This window comes from Pedobacter cryophilus (assembly GCF_005116455.1).
Classification (GTDB): domain Bacteria; phylum Bacteroidota; class Bacteroidia; order Sphingobacteriales; family Sphingobacteriaceae; genus Pseudopedobacter; species Pseudopedobacter cryophilum.
In genome coordinates this window covers 592,558-616,903 of record NZ_SWBP01000002.1, presented here as the reverse complement: position 1 = coordinate 616,903, position 24,346 = coordinate 592,558, and the positions used below count along the sequence as shown (strand labels likewise).

General features: G+C 31.7%; 25 protein-coding genes. 12 read left to right on the top strand and 13 right to left on the bottom strand.

Going from position 1 to position 24,346, the window contains the following annotated elements:
* Positions 1–847: 847 nt before the first annotated feature.
* Positions 848–1,732, bottom strand: a complete 885-nt coding sequence (locus tag FA046_RS07940) for a hypothetical protein (RefSeq protein ID WP_136825848.1) — start codon at positions 1,730–1,732, stop codon at positions 848–850.
* A gap of 717 nt (positions 1,733–2,449) precedes the next feature.
* Here FA046_RS07940 and FA046_RS07935 point away from each other — a divergent pair.
* Positions 2,450–2,938 (top strand): helix-turn-helix transcriptional regulator, encoded by a 489-nt coding sequence (locus FA046_RS07935; RefSeq protein ID WP_136825847.1) that lies wholly within the window; start codon positions 2,450–2,452, stop codon positions 2,936–2,938.
* Position 2,939: 1 nt separating this feature from the next.
* Positions 2,940–3,593: a nucleotidyl transferase AbiEii/AbiGii toxin family protein gene (locus FA046_RS07930; protein ID WP_136825846.1), complete on the top strand. Its 654-nt coding sequence runs from the start codon at positions 2,940–2,942 to the stop codon at positions 3,591–3,593.
* Between the two features lie 117 nt (positions 3,594–3,710).
* Here the strand turns inward: FA046_RS07930 and FA046_RS07925 are convergent, their stop codons facing one another.
* Positions 3,711–4,382 (bottom strand): DUF3575 domain-containing protein, encoded by a 672-nt coding sequence (locus FA046_RS07925; protein WP_136825845.1) that lies wholly within the window; start codon positions 4,380–4,382, stop codon positions 3,711–3,713.
* A gap of 238 nt (positions 4,383–4,620) precedes the next feature.
* Between FA046_RS07925 and FA046_RS07920 the strand changes: the two genes are divergently transcribed.
* On the top strand, positions 4,621–4,830 hold the full coding sequence (locus FA046_RS07920; RefSeq protein WP_136825844.1) for a hypothetical protein: 210 nt from the start codon (positions 4,621–4,623) through the stop codon (positions 4,828–4,830).
* Positions 4,831–4,885: 55 nt separating this feature from the next.
* Here the strand turns inward: FA046_RS07920 and FA046_RS07915 are convergent, their stop codons facing one another.
* Positions 4,886–5,446, bottom strand: coding sequence for a DUF2892 domain-containing protein (locus FA046_RS07915; RefSeq protein ID WP_136825843.1), 561 nt, complete (start codon positions 5,444–5,446; stop codon positions 4,886–4,888).
* 79 nt (positions 5,447–5,525) lie between these two features.
* Here FA046_RS07915 and ung point away from each other — a divergent pair, with 79 nt between their 5' ends.
* On the top strand, positions 5,526–6,200 hold the full coding sequence (gene ung, locus FA046_RS07910) for a uracil-DNA glycosylase (RefSeq protein WP_136825842.1): 675 nt from the start codon (positions 5,526–5,528) through the stop codon (positions 6,198–6,200).
* 168 nt (positions 6,201–6,368) lie between these two features.
* On the opposite strand, the gene FA046_RS07905 is transcribed toward ung, so the two are convergent.
* Entirely contained in the window at positions 6,369–6,833 is a 465-nt protein-coding gene (locus tag FA046_RS07905) for an Lrp/AsnC family transcriptional regulator (RefSeq protein ID WP_136825841.1), read from the bottom strand.
* A gap of 151 nt (positions 6,834–6,984) precedes the next feature.
* Between FA046_RS07905 and FA046_RS07900 the strand changes: the two genes are divergently transcribed.
* Both FA046_RS07900 and FA046_RS07895 read left to right on the top strand, forming a co-directional pair.
* Entirely contained in the window at positions 6,985–7,641 is a 657-nt protein-coding gene (locus FA046_RS07900) for a metal-dependent transcriptional regulator (RefSeq protein ID WP_136825840.1), read from the top strand.
* Positions 7,638–9,518, top strand: coding sequence for an Nramp family divalent metal transporter (locus tag FA046_RS07895; protein WP_136825839.1), 1,881 nt, complete (start codon positions 7,638–7,640; stop codon positions 9,516–9,518). Before FA046_RS07900 ends, FA046_RS07895 begins: the two co-directional genes overlap by 4 nt.
* A 7-nt stretch (positions 9,519–9,525) precedes the next feature.
* Here the strand turns inward: FA046_RS07895 and FA046_RS07890 are convergent, their stop codons facing one another.
* On the bottom strand, positions 9,526–10,011 hold the full coding sequence (locus tag FA046_RS07890; RefSeq protein WP_136825838.1) for a thioredoxin family protein: 486 nt from the start codon (positions 10,009–10,011) through the stop codon (positions 9,526–9,528).
* 5 nt (positions 10,012–10,016) lie between these two features.
* Positions 10,017–12,314 carry a TonB-dependent receptor gene (locus FA046_RS07885; protein WP_136825837.1) on the bottom strand — a complete coding sequence of 766 codons (2,298 nt, stop codon included), beginning with the start codon at positions 12,312–12,314 and terminating at the stop codon, positions 10,017–10,019.
* Positions 12,315–12,402: 88 nt separating this feature from the next.
* Here FA046_RS07885 and FA046_RS07880 point away from each other — a divergent pair, with 88 nt between their 5' ends.
* The gene (locus FA046_RS07880; RefSeq protein ID WP_136825836.1) at positions 12,403–13,062 is read left to right on the top strand and encodes a metal-dependent transcriptional regulator; all 660 of its coding nucleotides are present in this window, start codon (positions 12,403–12,405) and stop codon (positions 13,060–13,062) included.
* 60 nt (positions 13,063–13,122) lie between these two features.
* Positions 13,123–13,572, top strand: a complete 450-nt coding sequence (smpB, locus tag FA046_RS07875) for an SsrA-binding protein SmpB (RefSeq protein ID WP_205943617.1) — start codon at positions 13,123–13,125, stop codon at positions 13,570–13,572.
* Positions 13,573–13,613: 41 nt separating this feature from the next.
* Here the strand turns inward: smpB and FA046_RS07870 are convergent, their stop codons facing one another.
* Complete coding sequence (locus tag FA046_RS07870) at positions 13,614–14,270, bottom strand: protein-L-isoaspartate(D-aspartate) O-methyltransferase (protein WP_136825834.1); 657 nt, start codon at positions 14,268–14,270, stop codon at positions 13,614–13,616.
* Positions 14,271–14,371: 101 nt separating this feature from the next.
* On the opposite strand from FA046_RS07870, the gene FA046_RS07865 reads away from it, so the two are divergent.
* Entirely contained in the window at positions 14,372–15,742 is a 1,371-nt protein-coding gene (locus FA046_RS07865; protein ID WP_136825833.1) for a sugar transferase, read from the top strand.
* A 31-nt stretch (positions 15,743–15,773) separates the two neighbouring features.
* Positions 15,774–16,451: a hypothetical protein gene (locus tag FA046_RS07860; protein WP_136825832.1), complete on the top strand. Its 678-nt coding sequence runs from the start codon at positions 15,774–15,776 to the stop codon at positions 16,449–16,451.
* 2 nt (positions 16,452–16,453) lie between these two features.
* Here the strand turns inward: FA046_RS07860 and priA are convergent, their stop codons facing one another.
* Both priA and FA046_RS07850 read right to left on the bottom strand, forming a co-directional pair.
* Positions 16,454–18,934 carry a replication restart helicase PriA gene (gene priA / locus FA046_RS07855; RefSeq protein ID WP_136825831.1) on the bottom strand — a complete coding sequence of 827 codons (2,481 nt, stop codon included), beginning with the start codon at positions 18,932–18,934 and terminating at the stop codon, positions 16,454–16,456.
* Positions 18,935–19,321, bottom strand: a complete 387-nt coding sequence (locus FA046_RS07850) for a DUF423 domain-containing protein (protein WP_136825830.1) — start codon at positions 19,319–19,321, stop codon at positions 18,935–18,937.
* Positions 19,322–19,418: 97 nt separating this feature from the next.
* Between FA046_RS07850 and FA046_RS07845 the strand changes: the two genes are divergently transcribed.
* Complete coding sequence (locus FA046_RS07845; protein WP_136825829.1) at positions 19,419–21,035, top strand: hypothetical protein; 1,617 nt, start codon at positions 19,419–19,421, stop codon at positions 21,033–21,035.
* Between the two features lie 51 nt (positions 21,036–21,086).
* A complete protein-coding gene (locus FA046_RS07840) occupies positions 21,087–22,550 on the top strand; it encodes a DUF5723 family protein (protein WP_136825828.1) in 1,464 nt (487 codons plus the stop codon).
* On the opposite strand, the gene tsaB is transcribed toward FA046_RS07840, so the two are convergent.
* The 4 genes from tsaB to rpmH all read right to left on the bottom strand — a co-directional run bounded on the left by tsaB (position 22,547) and on the right by rpmH (position 24,112).
* The gene (gene tsaB / locus FA046_RS07835) at positions 22,547–23,239 is read right to left on the bottom strand and encodes a tRNA (adenosine(37)-N6)-threonylcarbamoyltransferase complex dimerization subunit type 1 TsaB (RefSeq protein WP_136825827.1); all 693 of its coding nucleotides are present in this window, start codon (positions 23,237–23,239) and stop codon (positions 22,547–22,549) included. The two genes, FA046_RS07840 and tsaB, sit on opposite strands and share 4 nt — an antisense overlap.
* Positions 23,240–23,254: 15 nt before the next feature.
* Positions 23,255–23,488 carry a membrane protein insertion efficiency factor YidD gene (gene yidD / locus FA046_RS07830; protein ID WP_136825826.1) on the bottom strand — a complete coding sequence of 78 codons (234 nt, stop codon included), beginning with the start codon at positions 23,486–23,488 and terminating at the stop codon, positions 23,255–23,257.
* Positions 23,485–23,883 carry a ribonuclease P protein component gene (locus FA046_RS07825; protein WP_136825825.1) on the bottom strand — a complete coding sequence of 133 codons (399 nt, stop codon included), beginning with the start codon at positions 23,881–23,883 and terminating at the stop codon, positions 23,485–23,487. Before FA046_RS07825 ends, yidD begins: the two co-directional genes overlap by 4 nt.
* 70 nt (positions 23,884–23,953) lie before the next feature.
* The gene (gene rpmH / locus FA046_RS07820) at positions 23,954–24,112 is read right to left on the bottom strand and encodes a 50S ribosomal protein L34 (RefSeq protein WP_017258626.1); all 159 of its coding nucleotides are present in this window, start codon (positions 24,110–24,112) and stop codon (positions 23,954–23,956) included.
* Positions 24,113–24,346 lie beyond the last annotated feature (234 nt).

Here is a 24,346-nt window from a genome sequence, read left to right as displayed (position 1 = left end):
TCACAAAAACCACGAAGTTTAAGTGCTTCGTGGTTTTTGATTTTTTACTTTGCTCTTAAATAATCTTCTCTAGTAATCACAAAATTGTATTCAGTTTCATATCGCTTTTTAGAGTCTTCAATTATTGTTTTTTCCCAATTAGTAAAATTCAAAAGGTTTATAGGATCGTTTAAGTTATAGCAAATGGATTTGTTCCTTTTGTTAATGTGCTCTAATAAGTTATTTTTTTTAAATCACTAAATATCACAACTACTGAATCTTTAGTAGCAACTGTTATAGGAATACATAAAGATTTACGGCACTATATGATTTATAGTGGGTGAAGATATTTTATAATTTTGTTTTATGCAAAATAGCGTTGAGATATTTAAAATTAAATTTTTATTGCTTTATAGTTGGCAACACTAAGAATAAAATTGCAGATAAACCTCCAATAATTGGTAAAAACCAAGTTAATACTAATAATAAAAATCTTTTTAATGAGGAAACCCCCTTTTTAGATAAAATTACTGCCGAGGCAATTAAAAAAGTAATAATTGAACTGATAACTAAAAAATTAAACAGCTAACATAGGTGTTGAAAAATCCATTTTTTTGTTTTATTTAAAATTAATTACAAATAAAAGGTGAGTTTTAAAATTTAATCTAAAACTCACCTTATTTATTATAATAGGTTGAATAGAACCATTAATATTAGAATGGTAACAACAAAAAAGTAAGAACTCCAGCCCTCTTTGTCTCGGCTAACTCTTTCTGTGCTTTTGTAATATTTAATCCAAAGATATGAGTTAAAACAAATCGTAATAACACACAACATTATTTTTATAGTATTCCACATAAGATTTATTTTAATTCCACCATCCCATGCAATCGCCAAACTCATAAGCAAAAATTGCTGCACCTATCCAACCAAGAGATCTAGAGGCAACTTTTCTAATAGCTTTACTCAGTAACGCTTTTCCTGTACTAGTATTTAAACCACTTTGTAGAGCTATTGCAACTGCAGAAACACCTAGAGCGTCACCAGCACAATCACCAATTTGTGAGGCTCTTGCTTCTGAACCAAACATAGTAATCATATTAAAATTTGTAGACCCTGATAAGTTTTCTTGTTCTGCAACTAAAATCATGACAGCAGGTATTAAAGCTGATTCTTCCATAACTGGTCCTTCCTCATCGGCAGCTAAAACTTCCTGTATATCAGATTCAGTATAACCCTGTGCATATAAATAGTTTTTAGCTTCAATCAAAGTTGGCTGCATTAATTGTTCCGCGGCCTGAATAGGCATATCATAACTAATTATTAATGTTTGGTCTGGTGTTATATTACCACTTTGGGTAGCATCGTTATAAATAACCCCAACATCAGTATTAGGAATATCAAATAAGCTCCCAAAAAATATTTCAGAGTTATTAGATGAATAACCAGACTCAGAATATAAAGAAACTGTAGCATAATCATTTTGATAAAAATAATCATCGGAATTTACTTTAATTCCACTAGAAGATGACTTACTTGTAATGGTTAATTTATCAAATGATTTTAAACTACCATTAATAGAATTAAGAAAATTCTGCTTTGCTATTAATTGATTTTTTGATTGAGGTAAACTTTCTTTTTGACAAGACTGAACTACTAAAATAATTGCAAGGATTACCAATTTAATTACAAAAATTCCTGCAAACCCTTTTGCTAGCTTTTTTGTTGGATTTTTAATTTGTTCAAATTTCATTTTAGATAATTTTTAATTTTTCGCTACTCTTTACGTTTTTCGCAAACCCGTGTTATGCTTTTACAAGTGCCATAACAATATTTTTCACTAGATTTAGATGTTCTGATCAGAGGTAACAAATCTGTGATAAATTTAATTACCCCCCCCCCCAATAAATAAAATTATTTTCTTACAAGTTACTGACTTTTCAAAAACAAACACATCAAAGAAAATAAGACCCTTTAAAAGAAATTATTAGTTATAATATTTCTTTATTAAAAATTAATTATCATTTTATGTTACAATAATTAACTATGTTAATTTAATTTTCTATATATTAATATCAATTTGCCAAAAAATTAATACTTATTAACATTATTTCTTTAAAAAACATTAAATTCTTACTCAAGAAAATTAAGGATTTATAAGAATTAATAAAAACTGCACTTATAAATTGTTAAAGATGAAGTGATGGGCTGGGCTGGTTTGCAAGCTAGTTTAAAACCTACAACTTAATAAAACTTTAAAGACTGGTTAACCCATCTAACCAAAGACTTCCGAGCTTTAGCAAAAGCCACAGGAGACTTAGGCTTTTTAATAATTTAAAAAATTGATACTGAATTGGTTCAAATACAATTCCTAGGACAACAACACATAGAATATTTAAAGTAACCTATCAGTTGACTTTGTAAATCTTAGAATCATCAAAAATATAAACAAATTTGTTTATATTTGAATATGCAAATCTCTATAGAAAAATATAAAGGCATACATCCAGGAATTATTTTAGAAAGGGAATTAAAGAAAAGAAGGCTTAAAAAAGCGGCTTTTGCACTCTCATTAAAAGAATATCCCCAAACTTTAAATGAAATTACTAAAGGCAGACGTGGTATTACACCAGCTTTGTCTCTAAAAATAGATGAGGCTTTGGAGCTTGAAGAGGGAACGATGCTTGTTTTGCAGGCTTATTATGAGATTGAAAAAGAAAAATTAAAAACAGATCAGCTACCAAACCTTTCTTTATTGAGAAAAGCGCTTTTTTGGGATACCAATATTGAGACAATAAATTGGAGTAGGCAAGCTAAAGCAATCATAAAAAGAGTATTTGAAAGAGGAAATGAAATAGAAAAAAATGAGCTCATCAGATTTTATGGTGAAAAGAAAATAAGAGAAGCTATAGGCTCTTTAGCCTCTATAAAAGTCCTCCAGCACAATAAAATAGATTAAAATGCTCTACTGGAATACTGTTGAAAAACTGCTAAAAGAAACATTGTTGACTATAACGCAAGCAGAAGAATTAAAAGAATTTAGGCTTGTTGGAGGTACTGCAATGAGTTTGCATCTTGGTCATAGAATTTCTGTTGATATTGACCTTTTTACTGATGCTTACTATGGCTCCATCAAATTTGATGAAATTGATAAATTCATTAAAAATAATTTCGAATATGTAACTGGAGATTTCGGTGGGAATCCGGGAATGGGTAAGTCCTACCTTGTCGGAAAATCTCCTGAAGAAGTAGTTAAACTAGATGTTTACTATTCTATGGATCCGTTTTTTCAAAATATTGTGGAGGAAGATGGCATAAGAATGGCAAGCCTAGAAGAAATTATAGCCATGAAAGTAGATATTATTCAGAGAGTTGGAAGAAAGAAAGATTTTTGGGATTTACACGAAGTATTAAATGAATATGACATTAATAAAATGGTTGATCTTCATCGTCAAAGATTTGAATGGACTCATGATGAGAAATTAATAATGGAGAACTTTTTGAATTTTGCAGATGCCGATGACGATTTAACTCCAATATGTTTAAGAGGTAAAGAATGGGTATTTATTAAGGAAGATTTTGAAGATGCAATTGAAAAATCTAAGGCCAATTAAAATTTCACTGGCATTATCAGAAAGAGTTTTCGGTTTTCAACAGACATTTAAGTAATCTTATCAGCACACTTAAACTAGTGATGTGATTTTAGCAGAAAGCTTAAACCAAAAGATAGTTTACTTTCTAAAACCAAATCTATACCCTAGTTTTAAATCTAAATTGGAAAATTCTGGAGTTTTGAAAAAAGAGGTATTCCTCTCATTAGTTTGAGTGCCATCATCATAATAAACTCTTGTATTCCTTTGCCAGAGTAAATTTAGTTGTTGATTAAGTTTTAAATCGATTGAAAACCGATTATGAATAACAACCAATTTATAGCCCCCAAAAAAACTAGCATTTAGTACGTTACTGTCATAATTATTTGCAATTGCTTTCGTATTATCATTTATATAGTCTTTCGTTGATGATGAATAATTAATAAAATTAAACCCAGAACCTAAATAGAATCCACTCATACTTTCCTTTTTATTGATATAATATCTAATACTAGGATCAATAAGTATAGACCTACTTTTAAATTCACCGTATGGACCAAAATCATATCTAAATTTCGAAAAGGCAATACCAAGATTTACAGAATATTTAGAACTTATTTTGCGTTCAATCTCGGCGTATTTGTATAATAGTGACAATTCTATACGGGGTCTAACATCACTAAATTCATGTTTATCAAAATTATAAGTTAACCTAACTGGTAAAATACTTACGTTGTAATTTTGAGCTTTAACTGGGTTAGAAAAAATAAAAAATGCACAAAAAAATAAAAATTTCAGGTAAGTGTTTTTCATAATTAGGTATTTTATTAAAGATATAAATCAAGATTAGTTAATTTTAAATTTTTTATGTTAAAAAATGTTAATCTTCAATTAAAAAAAAATAAACCAGAATAAGACCTTAACTTAATAAAAGCTTAAAGGCTGGTTAACATAAAGTTGACCGGCCTTTTTTAATTTTATAATCCACAGCTATTGGTACGGTTAATGAATATAAAATTTTCTACATCCAATAATTATTAAATAAGCAACCATGAGAAATTCGGTATTAGAAATCACAGAACAAGAGTACCTGATCAAATTAGACAAAAGCGAATTTGATTTATCGTTTATCCATTCTTTGCTCAAAAGAATTCAAAGTGAGCAAACCTTTTTTAAACGCATTTTTGACGATGAAGAAGATATGATTGCCAGAAGAAGTTATAATGACGATTTAGATGTTGACCATTTAAGCGAAAAATAAAAAGGGAAAGTCTTTTTCAAAACTTTCCCTTTTATTATCTTGAAGCTGTTAAGCTTTAGTATTGTCTGTAACTTCCTTTTCCGCCACGTACCTGTTGCGTTTTATCTAACATAGACATTTGGCCTTTCATCATCTTAATTTGCTCGGCCAATAGTTTGTTTTTGTCTGCCTTTTCGGCTTCCTTTAATAAACGTTGCGCTTGAATTTTATTTCTTTTACCCATCTCTACTCCTGCCAAACTTAAATTAGCTAAAGCAATATTATGATCCATAGTTAAACCCAGCGCTAAAGCTTTTTTAAAGTATTTTTCAGATTTCATAGGTGCTTTTCTCGACTCAATTAATCCAATTAAAAGGTTGTAATAACCCCATTGCCCTTTGTATAATTCCTTCTCATAATCTTTAATTCCCATTAAAGTGCTTTCGGCTTTTTCCATGTTCTCTTTTCTTAAATACCATTGAGCCAGCAACATTTTCTCGTTAAAAATAAAAGTAACAAACACCAAAATAGCTAAGAAAATAAGTAGAATACCCCATCCCCAAAAAGAGAAAACCATTAAGGTTACAGCGGCACCTAAAAATAAAGCGGCAATGATGATTCTTATAAAATTTGGCATATCAGCGTAATTATTGTATTATTTTAGTGGCTGCAAATATCCACTTATTTGTGCTTTTAATCAATAAAATAAAAAAAATATGTCGGTTAAATTAGAATCTTCTTGGTTAGCAGTTTTAAAAGACGAGTTTGAGAAAGATTACATGAAAGAATTGAAGCAATTTTTGATAGACGAGAAAAAAAAAGGAAACCAAGTTTATCCAAAAAGTGACGATATATTTAACGCCTTTACCCTCACGCCTTTTAATCAAGTTAAAGTAGTAATCATAGGTCAAGATCCTTATCATGGCCAAAATCAGGCACATGGCTTATCATTTTCGGTTCAAAAAGGAGTTAAAAACCCACCATCTTTACAAAATATTTTTAAAGAATTAGTTACCGATATTAACGGCTTTATTACTCCCAGTCATGGCGATTTAAGCACTTGGGCAAAGCAAGGCGTTTTATTATTAAATGCATCATTAACAGTAAATGCAGGTCAGCCAGGTTCACATCAAGATAGAGGTTGGGAACATTTCACTAACGAAGTGATTAAAACCATATCCGACAGAAAAGAAAACATCATTTTTATTCTTTGGGGCAAGTTTGCACAGTTAAAAGAAGGACTTATTGATGCGAGCAAACATCATATCATCAAATCACCACATCCATCGCCGTTTTCTGCTTATACAGGTTTTTTTGGTTCAAAACCATTCAGTAAAACCAACGAAATTTTAAAAAGCTTGGAAAAAGAAGAAATCAATTGGCAGATTTAAGATTTTTAAAAAATTATCTTTTTTTCGAAAGGGCAATTCCTGTTTTCTATAGGTTAAGCTAGCCTGGCTATTCGTTGCAAGTCCTCACCCAATGAAAAATTGGGTTGTGGGCTTTACACTGCTATCCAGCTTATTAAAATTCTTTCAATGCAATAAACTCAAATAAAATTAATACTCCAACGGAATAATAGGTTCTTTTTTACTGGTGCTCATAATCATCATGGTATGAAAAGTTTTAACCACCGTTATTCTGCTTATTTTTTGCATAATCAACTGCTCGTAAGTTTTAATGTCTTTTACATACGCTTTTAGCAAAAAATCACACTGCCCAGTAACATGGTGACATTCTGTAATCTCTTTAATTTCCTTAATTTCTTTCAAAAAGGTTTGAATGGTATCTTGCTGATGAAAGTCTAAAGAAACCTGAATAAATGTTTTAATCCCTAAGCCTAATTTTTCTTCATCTACTAATGCATGGTAACTTTTAATATAGCCCGAATTTTCTAATTTCCTCACTCGCTCTAATGTTGGTGCAGGTGATAATCCAATATGTTGAGAAAGCTGTAAATTGGTAATTCTACCGTTTTCTTGTAAAATTTTAAGAATATTAAAGTCTATTTTATCTAGTTCCATTTTTCAGATTTATAGTACAAATTTATATTTAATCCTCTAATACCAAATTATATTTTACAAAAAGCTTCATTTATTTTTGAATATTTTTTTTACTCCCTATTTTTAGACAAGCCTAAAAATTATATTAGATTTGTATTAATTAATTTTTAGCATGACCACATCTTTTACAGAAGAGAATTATTTAAAAACCATTTATCATTTAAATACAGATGAAAATGGAACCGTAAGTACCAATGCCATTTCAGAATCATTGCATACAAAAGCGGCATCGGTTACAGATATGCTTAAAAAGCTAGCGGATAAAGAATTAATTAATTACGCCAAATATCAAGGCGTAACCTTAACAGAAATTGGCAAACAAAAAGCCATCACCATTATTAGAAAACATAGGTTATGGGAAGTTTTTTTAGTTGATAAATTAAGTTTTAAATGGGATGAAGTGCATGATTTAGCCGAAGAATTAGAACACATTAACTCAGAAATTTTGATTAACAGGTTAGATGAGTTTTTGAATTTCCCAGAAAAAGATCCACACGGAGACCCCATACCTGATAAAAACGGCATTTTAAAATCTCAGGAATTAATAACTGTTGCCAAAATGAACATTGGCGAACACGGAAAAATTAGTGGCGTTAGAGAGCATTCTAAAGATTTTCTTCAATATCTAGAAAAAACCGGGCTCACTTTAGGCTGCGAGATTCACATTATAGATAAAATTACATTTGATGGAGCAGTTGTTGTTGGAATTAACCAAATAGAACAAACCATTAGCAGAGAAGTAGCAAAAAACATATTGATATCGTTATGAAAAATGAAAATTCAAGTCCAAACTCTTTAAGTGAGGTACATTCTTCTGTTCAAACCAATAAACGAACAGGTTGGAAAAGAATTTTTGCTTTTTTAGGTCCCGCTTATTTAGTAAGTGTTGGTTATATGGACCCCGGAAATTGGGCTACTGATATTGCCGGTGGTTCTCAGTTTGGCTATAAGCTCATTTGGGTTTTATTAATGTCAAACCTTATCGCTTTATTATTACAATCATTAAGTGCAAGATTAGGAATTGTTAGAGGTTTAGATTTAGCTCAGGCTTCTAAAAACGCTTATCCAAAATGGGCTAATATTCCATTATTTGGACTGGCTCAGGTAGCCATTGTAGCCTGTGATTTGGCAGAAATTGTAGGAATGGCCATCGGTTTAAACTTATTATTTGGTTTGCCTTTAATTTGGGGAATTAGCATTACCGTTTTTGATACTTTTTTGCTCTTATTTCTCTTAAAAAGAGGAATGCGTAGCATGGAAACCTTTATTGTTTCTATGGTATTTATTATTGGACTTGCTTTTTTTGTAGAGATGCTTATCGTCACTCCGGTTTATAGCGATGTAATGAAAGGTTTTATGCCATCGTCATTAAATGGAAATGCACTTTATATTGCTATTGGAATTATTGGAGCAACAGTTATGCCTCACAACCTGTATTTACACTCCTCGTTGGTGCAAACCAGAAAATTTGACCGCTCAATTAAAGGAATTACAGAAGCCATCAAATTCAATTTTATAGATACTGCCATTGCTTTAAACTTAGCTTTTTTTGTAAATTCTGCTATTTTAATATTAGCCGCAGCTGCCTTTTATGTATATGGATACCATGAGGTTGCCGAAATACAAGATGCTTATATTTTGCTAGAAAATATTTTTGGAAAATCGGCGCCAACCTTGTTTGCAATCGCATTAATTGCGTCAGGCCAAAGCTCTACCATTACTGGTACTTTAGCAGGGCAAATTGTAATGGAAGGTCATTTAAACTTAAGAATACAGCCTTGGTTAAGAAGATTAATTACCAGATTACTAGCCATTGTACCTGCTTTTTTTACCATTCTATACTTTGGTGACGAAGCATTGGGTAGTTTGTTGGTGCTCAGCCAAGTGGTACTAAGTTTACAATTAGGTTTTGCCATTATTCCCTTGATCCATTTTAATTCGGATAAAAAAACTATGAAAGAATTTACCATTAAATTATGGGTGAAAATTTTAGCATGGTTAAGTGCTGCCATCATTGTTTATCTTAATTTACATTTGGTGATAGATGAAATTTTTACCTGGACACAAACCTCTGGTGAATATAAAATTGTGATTTACGGTGTGGTAATTCCGCTAGCGCTGGCCTGTTTTAGTCTTCTTTTATATGTTTTCTTTAAACCATTTTTTAGCGCTGGAGATGAAACTAAAAAACAACTGCCACATGGCGAAGCTATAGATTTTAAAGAAGGACATTTAGCTAATTTTAAGCATGTGGGTATCACCATAGATTTCTCTGGCAACGATCAAAAAATCATTAGAAATGCAATGATGCAAGGCGGTAAGACTGCGAAATATACTTTTATTCATGTGGTGGAAACTGCGGCGGCCAGGTATCATGGTAAAAATGTGATGGACCAAGAAACCCTTTTAGATGAGAAGAATTTAATTAAATATCAGTTAGATCTTGAAGATTTAGGCTATAAAGCTGATTATAAAATTGGTTTCGGAAATACAGCATCGGCTATAGCCAAAATAGTAGAAGAAACCCATATTGATTTTTTAGTAATGGGCGCCCATGGTCATAAAGGCTTTAAAGATCTATTATTTGGCACTACCGTTGATGCTGTTAGACATAAAATTAAAATCCCGGTATTGATTATTAATTAACGCTAAACTAAGAACCTGAAATTGCATGAAGCAGCTTTAAAAATTGAGGTGCAGAAAGAAAGCCATGATGCTGATAGATGATTTCATTTTTAGAATTTAGAAAACATATAGCCGGATAAGAAAGCTGTCCGTTATGAGTTGCCAATTCTTTTGCCAGCTCATTTATCCCGGTTTTATAACCCGTAGGTTGATAGTTAAAATTACGCTGATTAAACCAAATATTTTTTTCCTCTTCGGCATTCAAACTAATAAAGTAAAACTTTTCATTCAATAGTTTTATAATTTCTTTATTCTTAAAGGTGGTATTTTCCATTGATTGGCAATATTGGCACCAATCTGTATGTATAAATATCACTAATGGTTTGTTTTTTATGCTTTGTAAACTATCATTTTGTTCAAACTTAATAGTCTTTATTTGAGCCTCGCAGATTACTGATTGCAAAATCCCTAAACCTAGTAAAAAGGCATATTTGTAGTTAAAAATCTGCTTCATATAATTTAGTTTTTATGCCCTTGTATATTTAATCTCACCCCTAAAAATCCGCGGATATTTTGGTTTGGGGCATAAACATAATTAGGATCAAAGGTGAGTTTGTAAGGATTATCGACAGTAGCCACCACCTGACCATTCGCATCATATTGAACATTTTTATCAAAGGGATCATTGGCTCTGGCGATAATAAAAGAGGTGCTCTTATTAGGCGTAAAATTCAACAGGTTTTTAACACCGGCGTAAATCTCTAAATTTTTAGCCCCACTAAACGTCAATTGTATATTTTGAATGCTCCAAACTGGTGAAAACGCACTTCTAGGATCTGTATCACTCACCAAAGGCAAGCGCATAGGACTGTAGATGTTTCCTGTATAATCTATCCCCAAATTCATTTTTCTTATTTTATAGGAGATAGCCCAATTGCCCGATAATTTTTCGGTTAATATTTGTTGTGCCTTTAAACCATTAGTAAAAGTAGCTACATCTTGATAAGTAGCGCCACCAATTATTTTTAAACCACTATTAAATGAAATATCCAGATTTGCTGTTAATCCTTGGCTTACAGCATATCCATCAAGGTTATCGTAAATAATTTCGTTAGGATTGGTATCAAAATCACCAATAATACGGTTGTTGAAATAGGTGTAGAATGCCGATAAATCCAAACTAAATAAAGTTCCATCTTCGGCATAGATTTTTTTTAGGTAGTTAAGATTTACGTTATACGTTTTTTCGGGTTTGAGCTCATTTGAAATCACCACATTTCTTGCTCCGGTAAGTGCTGCATGGTCTTCGGTAAACAAATTAACCACTCTAAAACCTGTTCCAGCGTTTAGCCTGATGATATTTTTATCGTTTAAACTCCATTTGTAAGCTACTCTTGGTGTGTATATGCTGCCATGTATGGAATTATAATCATACCTAAAACCAGCCAAAAAGGTATGTTTTTCGGCTAATTTAATTTCATCCTGAATAAAGATGCCCGGCAACCAAGTTTTTTGAGGTTGATTTAATAAACTTCCATTCCCGTTTGATGCTGTTGCAGGGGTGTTATCATCATAATAGGTATACCTGATGGCGGCTCCAAAAAGTAAATCGTGATTTGCTGTTTTTTTATCCCAGGTGAGCTGTGAAAAACCCACTTTTTGATCAGCAATATAAGATGTTGTTCCATACCTACTATCTTGTTGATGGTTGTTAAAAGAAAAGGAAAGGAAAAATTTCTCTTTTACCGGAAGCTGATAATTTCCTATTAATTCCCATCGACTGGTATAAATACTTTCGCCATAAACTTCATCACCGCCTCTATATTGCTTTGTCCACTGTTTTTCTCCGCCCCAGCGATCTTCATAATTATACCTGCCGGCAATACTAAATAATCGATTTTCTTTTCTGTCAAAATTCCATTTTTGGAAAACGGAAATTCTATCCTGTAAGGTAACATCCGTAAAATTATCATTGTTATTGTCAACAATGTTTCCGAATTTAAAATAGTTGATCCCTGTTAAAAAAGTAGCTTTTTTACCTGCATTTAGCTTAAAACCTATATCGGTATTATACTCGCCATAACCTGTTGCAAATATATCTGCAGAAAATAAAGCGGCATTTTGTGGTTTTTTTGTGATGATATTTATTAATCCTCCAACAGCCTCACTCCCATATAAAGAAGAAGCTGGCCCTTTAACCACCTCAATACGTTCTACCAAAGAATTTGGAATTCCTGATAGGCCATATACCGTTGATAAGCTACTCACAATTGGCATTCCATCAATTAAAACCATAGTGTATGGCCCTTCTAAGCCATTAATATGGATATCGCCGGTGTTACAAATATTACAGTTGAGCTGCGGCCTAACGCCATTCACATTTTGTAAAGCTTCATAAATGTTTGGAGTCGGGTTTTTTCGAAAAAATGCAGGGGTGTAAACCTCCACCGGGACAGGACTTTCTAAACGATTAACTTCTTTTAAAGTCCCTGTTACGACCACTTCATTTAAAGCATTTTGAAAATTAGTGAGATCAAAATTCACCACTAATGGTTCATTATCTTTCAAAATGATGTTTTTTACTACCGCTTTAAATCCAATAGCTAACGCTTGCAATTTATAAGTTCCGTATGGGATATCTATTGTGTAATAACCCAAACTATCTGTAAAAGTCACATAATTAGTTTCTATTAAATTAATACTCACATTTTCTATAGATTTTCCTTCGGCAATTACCATTCCCGACAGTTTTGCAGTTTGCGCAGATGCAGAAAGGCTGATAAAAATAAATGTGACTATGTATATAAAATTCTTCATGCCTAACTACGCTATTAATTATATACAAAACTAATAAAGTTAGACTAGTCTAACAAATGTATTTTTTTATTTATTCTATATTTGCAACATGTTATCTCATACCGAAGAAAATTATCTAAAGGCGCTGCTAAAAATTAGCACTCAAAATGAGGGGAAAGATGAAGCTGGAACCAATGAAATGGCGGCTAATTTAGGCGTTAAACCTGCTACAGCCACTGATATGCTAAAGAAACTAAAAGAAAAAGGCTTAGTAGATTATGAAAAATACGGTAAAATTACGCTTAGCGCTGAAGGGAAAAAAAATGCTCTTGCTATTTTAAGAAAACACCGTTTATGGGAGACTTTTTTAAGTAAAAAATTAGATTTTTCATGGGATGAAGTACATGAAGTGGCCGAACAACTAGAGCATATTAAATCTGAAAAGCTGGTTGATAAGCTGGAAGAATTTTTAAATTTTCCGGAATTTGATCCACATGGAGACCCTATACCTAAGGCAAATGGAGAAATACCTGTAATTAAAAACACCTTATTAGCCGCTGCTGACGTTGGTACATTGTACAAAGTTACCGCAGTTAAAGATACTTCGAGCGTTTTTTTGAAGTACCTTGAAAAGTTGAATATTAACATTGGCACTAAAATTAAGGTTATTGAAAAAATATCATTTGATGATTCCTTTGTTATTGAGGTAAATGAAGAATTTAAAACCAATATTTCATTAAAATTTGCGAAGAGCTTATTGGTAAACTAATGGTAGGTTTGAAGATAATTAAAATTATCTTTCAGATATTTACAGAGAAATTGTGTGTTTATGGGATCGGATATTAATATTAGAAATAAAAAAGCAAGTTTTGAATACCACATTCTGGAGACTTTTACTGCCGGAATTAAATTACTTGGAACAGAAATAAAATCTATAAGAGAGGGCAAAGCAAACATTAGCGACTCTTTTTGTACTTTTATTAATGAAGAATTGTATGTAAGAAACCTCCATATTTCTGAATATTCACATGGTTCTTTCTATAATCATGAAGCTAAACGAGACCGAAAACTCCTGCTTACCAAAAAAGAATTAAAAAAGTTAGTGGTAAAAGGAGAAGATAAAGGTTTAACCATTATTCCATTAAAGATTTTTATTAGTGATAGAGGTTTTGCAAAAATGGATATCGCATTAGCACAAGGTAAAAAAGCTTTTGATAAGCGAGAATCTTTAAAAGAACGTGATGTAAAAAGAGAAATGGATATGGCAATGAAAAGATAACACCCCTAACCCCTAAAGGGGCACACATTCCCCTTTAGGGGCTACCAAGCTTGATCTCCTAAAAGCGGCACAAACCTAAAAGTATCTAAAACAATTTTATCAAAATCATTCTCTCCTACTCTAATCACTGTTACCATTTTTTGCTCTTTTTCATTCCCTACCGGGATGACTAAAATGCCTCCAATTTTTAATTGCTTTAATAATATTTGAGGAACCAAAGGTGCGCCTGCAGTTACAATTATTTTATCATACGGAGCATGTTCTGCAATTCCTTTAGAACCATCTCCTAAGAAAAAATCAGCTTTATAACCAATATGTGGTAAAACTTGAATGGTTCTGTGGTAAAGTTTTTCTTGTCTTTCTATGGTATAAACTTTGGCCCCAAGTTCTAAAAGCACACAAGTTTGGTAACCACAACCTGTCCCTATCTCTAAAACTTTATCTCCCGGTTGGATATGCAACAACTCACTTTGGTAGGCAACGGTATAGGGGTTAGAAATAGTTTGACCTTCGCCAATAGGGAAAGCCTTATCTGAATAAGCTTGCGCCCAAAAGGTTTCATCAAAAAAATAATGACGTTTAACTTTCCCAATAGCTGCAAGCACATTTTTATCAGAAATACCTTTATCAGCTAACTCTATGACTAATTTTTTTCTTGCACCCTTTTCTCTATAATTATCAATAAACTTATACGCCATGTGCTAGCAAAAATAGAATCTCAAAAGGAATTATTAGCTATTTTATTAGCTTTATGCCTTATTATTTTTCTATTTGCTGTGCCTAAGGGTTTTGCCTGTTTATGATTAAAAAACGAACCATCTTTTATATTCTTTATAATTTTCTTGCGGGATTGTTGTTTTTAAACACTTTATCTTATTTAAATTACTTTAATGAGGCTTTAAATTTGATAACGATTATAAAATTAGGACTCCTACTTTCTTTTCTTTACGGATTTACTGGCTCTTACAATCAAATTATCAGAAAATCTCGTTTTAAAGAACTTATTAGAACTATCAATCAGTCTATTATCATTATTTTAGTTTACTTTATTTACACCTACTCATTTAAGAATAGCAATTTAAATGATGAGCCTTTTATTAGCACAATTTACATTGGGTTTTACCATTTCCTTATTCTTTACTTTTTTAGACTCTTTTATCTAACCGGAATTAAAAGGTTATTGCAGGAACGCAGAATTGGTTTTAAAACATTATTGATAGGAAATAACACCAAAGCAATTCAGATTTACGAAGAAATTAGTTCCCTAAAAAAATCTTTAGGGTTTAAGTTTGAAGGATATATCGCTCTGGAGGAAAAAGAAAATAAACACTTTCAACCTCCATTAAAAAATTTAGGAGATATTGATCATCTGCTTCAAATTATTAAAGAAAACGCTATTGAGGAAGTCATTTTAGCGATTGAAACCTCTGAGCATCATAAATTGAAGGCAATTTTAGATGAGTTAGAGCAAACAGAAGTGATTATTAACATGGTGCCGGATATGTATGATATTGTATCGGGATTTGTTAAAATCAACTACTTATTTTCTATTCCACTTATTACTTTACACAGCGATAAAATGCCTATTTGGCAACGTATATTGAAAGTTTTGATTGACTACTTGGTAAGTGTTTTTGTCTTAATCATTTTAAGCCCTGTTTTTTTAATCATTTCTGCTGTGATTAAGCTGAGCTCAAAAGGTCCAATTATTTACTCGCAAGAAAGAATAGGCAAAAGAGGCAAACCTTTTCATATTTATAAGTTTAGAACCATGTACTTGGATTCTGAAAAAACAGGTCCTCAGCTTTCTAAAAAAGACGATAAAAGGATTACGAAATTTGGTTTATTACTTAGAAAATTACGACTAGATGAATTGCCTCAATTTTTTAATGTATTAAAAGGAGAAATGGCAATTGTTGGGCCACGCCCCGAAAGACAGTTCTACATTGATCAAATTATTAAAAAAGCTCCGCATTATCATTACTTACAAAAAGTTTTACCCGGTATTACTTCTTGGGGTCAGGTGAAATTTGGTTATGCAGAAAATATAGACCAAATGATTAAAAGATTAACCTTTGATATTATTTATGTAGAGAACCGTTCTTTAGCTTTAGACTTTAAAATTATGATTTATACATTTGTGATTATTCTTCAAGGAAGAGGAAAATAAATGGCTACTTTTGACCCGAAAAAAAAATTAAATGAAAAGAATACTTACTATTTTATCCTTGCAGTTTGCTGTGTTATTTGCAAATGCTCAATCTCAAAGCGACTCTAATTATTCTTTTGGTTTTAAGTTATTGTCTGTAGAAGAATTACCTAGAATGTTAAACGAGGTAAAAAGCAGTAGTAACTTTTATTACCCAAAATTTAATGGGCTGGTTTTAAAAGTAAATGATAACCAAATTAGCTACCGTTTTCAAATTAGTAATTATAAAAATGATGATTACTCTTTCACCAATGAATGTAGCACTTGCGAAACCGTAACCGGAAAATACACAGATCTTAATGTAAAATTAGGTTTTGAAAGAAGTATGACTTATAGTGCATTACAACCTTTTTACGGAATAGATTTGGGCTACAGATCTACCACTTTTATTGGCCAATCAAAAGATAAAAGCACTTCTGCACCATTATACAATGCCGATTTAGAAAAAAATGGAGCATTAATTTACCCATTTTTTGGATTAAAATATACCGCACTGAAAGTAATCACAATAAGTGCCGAAGCAGGATTAGATTTTTTATATTCTTATGATAAGGAAGTAAAATCTAATACTAGCAACACCGTACAATCTGTTAATAATTTTAAAAGATGGCAATATATAACTAAGCCTTTGGGTTTGTTGAGTTTGCAATTTAATTTTGGAGAGAACTAGTTTTAATACGGATCTACATCAACAACAACAAAAGCACCTTTATTTAATTTATCTGCTTCAAAGAGTATCACTTTCTCTTTAAGCAGATTTTTTATTTTAACTACCGATTGATTTTTCCAATCTATTTTAATGATAATGCATTGGATATAATAATTCCTTACCCGCCCTATTAAAGGAGATTGAGGCCCCAAAACCAAATCGCCTAAATGGAGTTTTAATTCTTTGGCAAATTGCTCTGCAATCATTAAAAGCTTGCCTAAATCTTTGTGTTTAATATCTATTTGAATGATTTTATAAAAAGGAGGATACCTAAATTGCTTTCGTTCAATCATCTCCTCCCGGTACATTCCCTCGTAATCATTCGCCACAATTTGTTTAATTACCCGGTGCTTTACATCATAAGTTTGGATAATTACTTTTCCCTGTTTGTTTCTTCTGCCTGCCCTTCCTGCTACTTGAGACAGCATCTGAAAACTTCTTTCATACGCTCTAAAATCAGGGAATTGAATCATGCTATCGGCATTTATAATTCCAATTAGCGTGATATTATCAAAATCTAAACCCTTAGCAACCATTTGAGTGCCCACCAGAATATCAATTTTTCGATCTTCAAAATCATTTAAAATAATTTGATGCGCATTTTTATTTCTTGTAGTATCATAATCCATTCGGGCAATTTTCACATCAGGCAACAGCACTTTTAAATCGTCTTCTACCTTCTCTGTCCCTAAACCTTTATACTCTATATGCCTAGAGCCACATGCAGGGCACTCTGTGATATTTTCTTCCTTATATCCGCAATAGTGGCAATGTAATTTTCCGGATGCTTTATGATACGTTAAACTTACATCACAGTTAATACACTTTGGCGTGTTACCACAAGTTTTACAAATTAATACCGGCACATAACCTCGTCTGTTTTGAAAAAGAATAACTTGTTCTTTTTGAGCCAGAGTTTGATCTATTTGATTGAGCAAAACGCTACTAAAATTTTCTTTATTGAGTTTTCTAGCCTTTTCTTCTGTAATACTTACCACTTCAATCTCGGGCAATTTTACACCGCCATATCTTGTTAAAAGTTTTACTAAACCATATTTATTAGATAAAGCATTAAAATAAGTTTCCAAAGCCGGCGTAGCAGATCCCAACAACACTTTAGCTTTTACCATATTTCCTAAAATAATGGCAATATCTCTGGCATTATATCGCGGAGCAGGATCGTATTGCTTAAAGCTGGCTTCATGCTCTTCATCAACTATAATTAAACCTAAATCACAAAAAGGAAGGAAAACTGATGACCTCGCTCCTAACACAATTTTCACCTCGTTGGTTAAAACTTTTTGCCAAATTTCTGCTCGTTCATTATCGTTAAACCTACTGTGATAAACAATAATTTGATTGCCGAAATAGATTTTTAAGCGATCTATCATTTGCCCGGTAAGGGCTATTTCTGGCAATAAATATAAAACCTGATTTCCTTTGGCTAAATATTCTTCAATAAGGCGAATATAAATTTGGGTTTTACCCGATGAAGTAATGCCGTGTAACAGTACCGTTGATTTTTCAATAAAAGATTCTTTAATCTGCTGAAAAGCTAGGTTTTGATCTTCGCTTAAAATAAAATCAGATGCTACAGAATTATCAAATGAAGAAAACCGACTGACAACTTTATCTACTTGAATAAAAATATCTTTATCAATTAATGCTTTAATAGCTGCTGAATTTACACCGCCCTCTTCTATAATTGCGGCTTTTTTTACTTCTCCAAACTCTTTCTTTAGCTTCATGTAAGCCAATAAAGCATCTAACTGTTTGGGTGCTCTTTCTAAAACAGAAAATAGTTGCTTTAAATTTTCTCTATCCTCATAAAAATCATTCAGGGTAATAATTGATAGTTTTTTAGGCTGATATTTCTCGCTAATCTCCTCAGAAATGAAAATGATTTTCTTATCTAAAAGGCTTTTAAGTAAGGGAAAAATGGACTTTTGAGCTAATATTTTAGTGATTTCGCTGATGCTTAATTCATGTCGTAGTTCTAAAGCATCCAAAATCAGAAATTCTTTATCGTTTAATAAATTCCTATCAAAGGTGTGTTCTAGGTTTAAAACAATTCGAGTTTCACTAGCCAACTTCAACGCAGAAGGCAAAGCGGCGGCCATCACCTCTCCTAGTGTACATAAATAGTAATCGGCTATCCATTGCCAAAATTCTAATTGTACCAAATGCACTATTGGCTGAGGATCAATAATATCTAATAAATATTTTGCCTCATATTTTTCTGGCGCTTGCTTAGAAACAGAATGAATAATGGCTGTATAAATTTTGCTTTTACCAAATTGCACCACTGCTCTTCTTCCTTTTTCGGCAAAATCATTTAATGTTGCCGGCACTCGGTAAGTGTAAGTTCTAGGAATTGCCAATGGCAAAATTACCTCCACAAAAAGTGTTTGGTGGTTTGGATCGGCGGCTTCAAAATCTTTCATTTATTTATCTCTAACTGCGGCTAATAACAAACTTAACCAACCCAAAATAAAAAATAACCCTCCAATAGGCGTAATTGGACCCAAAATACTTAATGCGGTAAAGCCTAAAACATTTTTTAAGGCTAAAAAATATAATGAACCACTAAAAAGAAAAATTCCGATGGTAAAACAGTAAGCAGAAAAATTAACGATTTTATTTTTGAACCTTCCAAAAGTAGATAAAAACAAAAGTGCAAAAGTGTGGTAAAAATGATATTGAACGGCTGTGTGCCAAGTATCTAATTGCTCTACAGAAATCATTTTCTTTAAACTATGCGCTCCAAAAGCACCAAGCATTACCGCTAAAGTTCCAAAAATAGCGGCTGTAATAATTATTCTTTTGTTCATTTAAATTGTTGTGAAGGTTCTGCTAATTTAATAAAGATGCATTCAATTTTCGGGCTTCGTTACAAAAATCTATTTTTGTGCTTAAGGATTATTTAAAATGAAGAAAATTATCATCATCATAAGCATACTTGTTTTAGGAATAGCGGCCGTAACCTGGCTTTATTTTAAAAACTTGTCTGCCACAGCATATTCTAATGAAAACGTTTTTAAAGTTATCCCAAAAGATGCTGCTATGGTTTTCGAATATAAAAACGAAGACTCTTTTTATGATATATTTAAAGATTTTAGCCTGTTTGGCGATCTTTTAGGCCGAAATAATTTAGAACATTTAAATGCTTTAAAACAAGTTTTTGTAGACGATGCCATCATTTCTCCTTCATTTGCAAAAAGTAATTTATTTTTCTCCTTACATCAAAACCAAAGAAATAATGCTGATATTTTAATTATTGCTCCATTTTCTAAAGAAGCTGGTGATACTGATGAAATAATTGCCAGCTTAAAAACTAAGTTTAAATTAATAAGTGATGCCGATGCAAATCAGCCTATTTATCAACTATCGTTTAATAATAAATCTAATTTTTACTTCATTATTCATCAATCTTTAATGATTGGTAGTTTTGAGAAAACATTGGTGAAAAATGCTAAAGAAATCATATTATCTGGTAAGGAAAGCAATAGTTTTAAAATAGATTTTAAAAGCCCCAGAAATAAAAACTCTATTGCCAACCTTTACCTCAATTTTTCTAAAATTCCCGATTTTCTAAACAATTTTTCAGACAGAAAAAATCCTTCAGAAACATTTGCTTTAAAATATGTGGATGCTTTTGCATCGCTCAACATTAATTATCAAAGTAGAGCATTTATGTTTAGTGGAGTAACTCAAGTAAATGAAAAGGCTAATAATTATTTTAACTTATTTTTAGATCAAGAACCGGGTAATAACACGCTTAAAAACATTTTACCTTTTGATGCTGCTTCTTATTCTTTCTTTTATGTGTCTGATTACAAAAAATTTAAACAAGGTTTAAACAAGTTATTTGCGGTCAGAAAAGAATCAGAAAAACTAAAAAAACAATTAGATAACATTACCCAAATTCATTCTATTAATATAGATAAAGAGTTAATGCCGGTAATGGGAAATGAATTTGGAGTAATGCAGTTAGCTTCTGGAGATAAAATAGGTGTTGTAAAAACTATAAACACCAATAGATTATCGTTTCTGTTATCAACCATCAGTTCAGAAGCTGTAGAAAACATACGCCGTTTTGATGACTCTTATTTACTATATTCTTACTTAGGTGATCCTTTTAAATCTTTTCAGCGCCCTTATTACATCATTATTGAGAACCACTTAATTGTAGCAAACAATACTACAGCACTGCGTAACTTTCAAAAAAACTACACCAATCAAAATTTATTAAGCAGATCTGATAAAAACATAGATTTTCAACAATATTTATCTAATCAAGGGAACATCTTTTATTTTATTCACAACAGTAATGCTAAAGCTATTGTAAAATCTTTTTTAAGTGGTAAAGCGCATGAAAATTTTAAGAGCGATGATTTTGATTGGAAAAATATTTATGCTTTATCTGTTCAATTTAGTGCAGATAAAGACAAGTTTTTTACTAATTTATACTTAAGTAAAATACCAGAACCTCAGAATCTTTTACCATCTGTAGACTCACTTTTAGTAGATTCTTTGGTTCAATAAAACTTAATTTAAAATAATCTTTTCTTTAAGTTTTTACTGATAAATTTAGGGATGAAGAAAATTTGGTATTTAGCTTTAATCATCTTCTTCCCTACTAGTGTTTTTAGTCAGCATATTGCACTTACGCATAGCGGCACTCAATATGATTCTTTTGAGAATCCTGTGCAAACTGGCTTTACTAAAGAGCTCAGCAGAAAATATGCCATCACTATTTTTCCTGCATTAAATGCTTTATTAAACTTTAAAGGCGGCTCAGAAACTGCATTTAAAAATCTTATTTTCAACCGAACGGTTTCTGGTTCTACATTTAATGATATTGGTTTAGGAAACAGCAATCAACTTTATTTAAAAAACAGCTTCTATTTATTTACTTATAGAATTTATAAAACTGTAAACTATAATAGAGAATTAGGTTTCGCTCTTCAATTTAAACAAGATGGAAAAGCCAATATTTCTAATGAAAGCTTTGCCATATTTGATAGCTATAAAAACTTTAACAAAACCTCTTATCTAAACATATTTAATAATAAAGCTTATAATCAATCTTATTGGCAATTAAGTGTAAACTATAGAGAAAATTACGACGAAAAATGGGGCTTTGGTGGTAAATTTAGCTTATTAAATGGCGCTACTTATTCTAAAATGAATATCAGTAACTCTAGCCTACAAATAAATAGTTCAAATTCTTTTATTTCTAGTTTTAAAGGTAATTACATTTCAAGTTTTGGAACCGATAGTCTTACTTATAAAAAATTATTACCCAATTTAAAGAATCTTGGACTCGCCATAAGCGGAGGTGTTTCTTACACCTCAAAAAAAGGATTGTATTTAACGTTAAATATTAATGATTTAGGCTTTATCCACTGGAATAAATCAACCCCAAATTATACATTTGATGATGAAATTACCGTCACAAATGCCAATAGCGCAAATGCCGCTAACAGATTCTCTAATGCTTTTGGAAGTATCATTAATAACAACCTCACCAATAAAAAATTTAATACTACAATAGACACCAAGATAGTTTTAGCAGCCTCAAAAACGTTTAATAATTACAAATCTGTTTTTGTGTTTTCTAAAAGCACTTTTAGAAGCGACGGACAAATTGGATTGTTAAACAATTTTCAAAAAAATGCCTTTAATTTTGGTTTAAACACCATTTATGATTTCAATTCGGGATTAAATTTAGGATCGCAGTTATTGATTAAATCTCCCAATTCCGAATTTTATATCGGTTCCGAATCATTATTTCCATCTTATTATTTAGCTAAAGGATATTTAAAAAAGGACGAAAATATTGGCAAAAACAATACAAAGGGCACTTTTTATATGGGACTAAATGTAAATTTTGGTAGGAAAATGCAAAGTATGGGCAACGCCGATGAAATACCTGGCTTAAATGATCAAGAAACTGGCTTTGTAGTAAGGTTGAGTCCTAAAGAAAGAAAACAACTTCAAAAGAAAAATAAAGAAATAGGAAAAAGAAGAAGTAAAACAAATAAAAGGAACAATTAAGCTTCTTTCTTTTTACCGACTATAAAATCTTTTAAATAATAAGGTTCAAAATAGGCAACATCTTCAAAAGAATTTTCTAGATATTTATCATAAGCCAGTTGAGTTAAATGAGCTGCAGAATTTTCAAAATCATCCATAACTCTCGCATTTAAATTTGCACCCAAAATATCCGCACATTTTGCAGCGCCATCTCCAAAAAAATAAATAAGGTGTTGATCAAACAAATCAGCGAAAGCCTGATCTTCTATAATTTTTGCCTCGGTTGCAGAAACACTTAAATTTTGATGATTAAACACAGCGCAGTAAACCTCCATTCTTTTGGCGTCTATCATTGGGCAAAATAACGTTTGCTGATTTACCGAAAAACAATGATTTAAGAACCCCGATGACATGGCTTCTAAAGTGTTTACAGCTATTAAAGGGATATCTAAAGCGTAGCAAATACCTTTGGCGGTAGAAACACCTATTCGCAAACCAGTATAAGAACCAGGCCCCATACTTACCGCTACAGCATCCAAATCAGAAAACTTTTTACCCGCCTTTAACATCAACTCTTCAATAAAAAGAGTAATTACGGCTGCATGAATGTTTCTTTCTGTTTTCTCAACCAGTTGCAAAAGTTTTCCATCTTCAGCTAAAGCAACTGAACAGGTTTGGGTAGCGGTTTCAATTTGTAAAATTAGAGCCATTAAAATATAATTTAATTAAGGTACTGGATCATAACCATGCTTTCCCCAAGGATGACAACTACCCATTCTTTTTAAAGTAAGCCATCCACCTTTAAATGGACCATGCTTTTTAATAGCTTCTGCCCCATATTGTGAACAAGTAGGCGTATATCTGCATGACGCCCCTAATAATGGCGAAATCATGTATTGATAAATTTTAATGATGATCAGAAAAATAAAACCTAAAATGCTTTTTACAAATTTTATCATTTATCTACATTCTTTAAAAGCATTTTAACCATTGCTAAAAGCTTTTGATCAATAAAATCAAACTCATGAATTTCTTTGCCAACATAACTTAATGCCAGCAATATTTTTATATTCTGAGAATTTAATGATGGATAGAGTTGCAATTCTTTGGATAAACGATAGGATTCTCTGATTCGTCTTTTGATTAGATTTCTATCTACAGCAGATTTAAATCTTTTTTTAGGAACTGCAATTACAACTTGTACAGGAAATTGCTGATTGATGTTTGGAGAAATCAACCAAGTTACCCTAAAAGGGTATAATAAAAAAGAAGAACCGCTCTGAAAAAGCCCCGTAAGAGACTTTTTACTACACAACCGTTCTTCTTTTTTGAAACTATTTATTTTGGATGCCATTAACCGAGGGCTTAAACATATTTAAAACATCGGTAATTATCACGATTAATGATAATTAGAACAAACAAAATTATGCTTTATGACGACGTTCGTCTGATACTGTTAATCTTTTTCTGCCTTTTGCTCTTCTAGAAGCTAAAACTCTTCTACCATTAGCGGTAGACATTCTTTCTCTGAAACCGTGTTTATTTCTTCTTTTTCTTTGAGAAGGCTGGAATGTTCTTTTCATGATGCTATATTATAAATCTCTCTTTTAAAACAAGGAGTGCAAATATAGGCTTGTTTTTTTAAAATTCAAAGTTAAAACACAAAATTTTAATACTGAAGCAATTTATATTTGTGGTATATTATTGTTTAGGCTTACTTTTTTTTGCGTTAACGATTGAAGCGGCATCCTTTATCCCCTTTTCGGGGATAAAGATACAGCGGAAAGCGTGTTAAAACGCCCAAATAAATAATCTAT

What these genes read in the sequence shown, in the direction of transcription:
- smpB (WP_205943617.1), top strand. Translation starts at nt 13,123, where the DNA reads ATGGGATCGGATATTAATATTAGAAATAAAAAAGCAAGTTTTGAATAC.
- rpmH (WP_017258626.1), bottom strand. Translation starts at nt 24,112, where the DNA reads ATGAAAAGAACATTCCAGCCTTCTCAAAGAAAAAGAAGAAATAAACAC.
- FA046_RS07900 (WP_136825840.1), top strand. Translation starts at nt 6,985, where the DNA reads ATGACCACATCTTTTACAGAAGAGAATTATTTAAAAACCATTTATCAT.
- FA046_RS07890 (WP_136825838.1), bottom strand. Translation starts at nt 10,011, where the DNA reads ATGAAGCAGATTTTTAACTACAAATATGCCTTTTTACTAGGTTTAGGG.
- FA046_RS07865 (WP_136825833.1), top strand. Translation starts at nt 14,372, where the DNA reads ATGATTAAAAAACGAACCATCTTTTATATTCTTTATAATTTTCTTGCG.
- FA046_RS07845 (WP_136825829.1), top strand. Translation starts at nt 19,419, where the DNA reads ATGAAGAAAATTATCATCATCATAAGCATACTTGTTTTAGGAATAGCG.
- FA046_RS07885 (WP_136825837.1), bottom strand. Translation starts at nt 12,314, where the DNA reads ATGAAGAATTTTATATACATAGTCACATTTATTTTTATCAGCCTTTCT.
- ung (WP_136825842.1), top strand. Translation starts at nt 5,526, where the DNA reads ATGTCGGTTAAATTAGAATCTTCTTGGTTAGCAGTTTTAAAAGACGAG.
- FA046_RS07930 (WP_136825846.1), top strand. Translation starts at nt 2,940, where the DNA reads ATGCTCTACTGGAATACTGTTGAAAAACTGCTAAAAGAAACATTGTTG.
- priA (WP_136825831.1), bottom strand. Translation starts at nt 18,934, where the DNA reads ATGAAAGATTTTGAAGCCGCCGATCCAAACCACCAAACACTTTTTGTG.
- FA046_RS07840 (WP_136825828.1), top strand. Translation starts at nt 21,087, where the DNA reads ATGAAGAAAATTTGGTATTTAGCTTTAATCATCTTCTTCCCTACTAGT.
- FA046_RS07905 (WP_136825841.1), bottom strand. Translation starts at nt 6,833, where the DNA reads ATGGAACTAGATAAAATAGACTTTAATATTCTTAAAATTTTACAAGAA.
- yidD (WP_136825826.1), bottom strand. Translation starts at nt 23,488, where the DNA reads ATGATAAAATTTGTAAAAAGCATTTTAGGTTTTATTTTTCTGATCATC.
- FA046_RS07850 (WP_136825830.1), bottom strand. Translation starts at nt 19,321, where the DNA reads ATGAACAAAAGAATAATTATTACAGCCGCTATTTTTGGAACTTTAGCG.
- FA046_RS07935 (WP_136825847.1), top strand. Translation starts at nt 2,450, where the DNA reads ATGCAAATCTCTATAGAAAAATATAAAGGCATACATCCAGGAATTATT.
- tsaB (WP_136825827.1), bottom strand. Translation starts at nt 23,239, where the DNA reads ATGGCTCTAATTTTACAAATTGAAACCGCTACCCAAACCTGTTCAGTT.
- FA046_RS07920 (WP_136825844.1), top strand. Translation starts at nt 4,621, where the DNA reads ATGAGAAATTCGGTATTAGAAATCACAGAACAAGAGTACCTGATCAAA.
- FA046_RS07915 (WP_136825843.1), bottom strand. Translation starts at nt 5,446, where the DNA reads ATGCCAAATTTTATAAGAATCATCATTGCCGCTTTATTTTTAGGTGCC.
- FA046_RS07860 (WP_136825832.1), top strand. Translation starts at nt 15,774, where the DNA reads ATGAAAAGAATACTTACTATTTTATCCTTGCAGTTTGCTGTGTTATTT.
- FA046_RS07870 (WP_136825834.1), bottom strand. Translation starts at nt 14,270, where the DNA reads ATGGCGTATAAGTTTATTGATAATTATAGAGAAAAGGGTGCAAGAAAA.
- FA046_RS07880 (WP_136825836.1), top strand. Translation starts at nt 12,403, where the DNA reads ATGTTATCTCATACCGAAGAAAATTATCTAAAGGCGCTGCTAAAAATT.
- FA046_RS07825 (WP_136825825.1), bottom strand. Translation starts at nt 23,883, where the DNA reads ATGGCATCCAAAATAAATAGTTTCAAAAAAGAAGAACGGTTGTGTAGT.
- FA046_RS07895 (WP_136825839.1), top strand. Translation starts at nt 7,638, where the DNA reads ATGAAAAATGAAAATTCAAGTCCAAACTCTTTAAGTGAGGTACATTCT.
- FA046_RS07925 (WP_136825845.1), bottom strand. Translation starts at nt 4,382, where the DNA reads ATGAAAAACACTTACCTGAAATTTTTATTTTTTTGTGCATTTTTTATT.
- FA046_RS07940 (WP_136825848.1), bottom strand. Translation starts at nt 1,732, where the DNA reads ATGAAATTTGAACAAATTAAAAATCCAACAAAAAAGCTAGCAAAAGGG.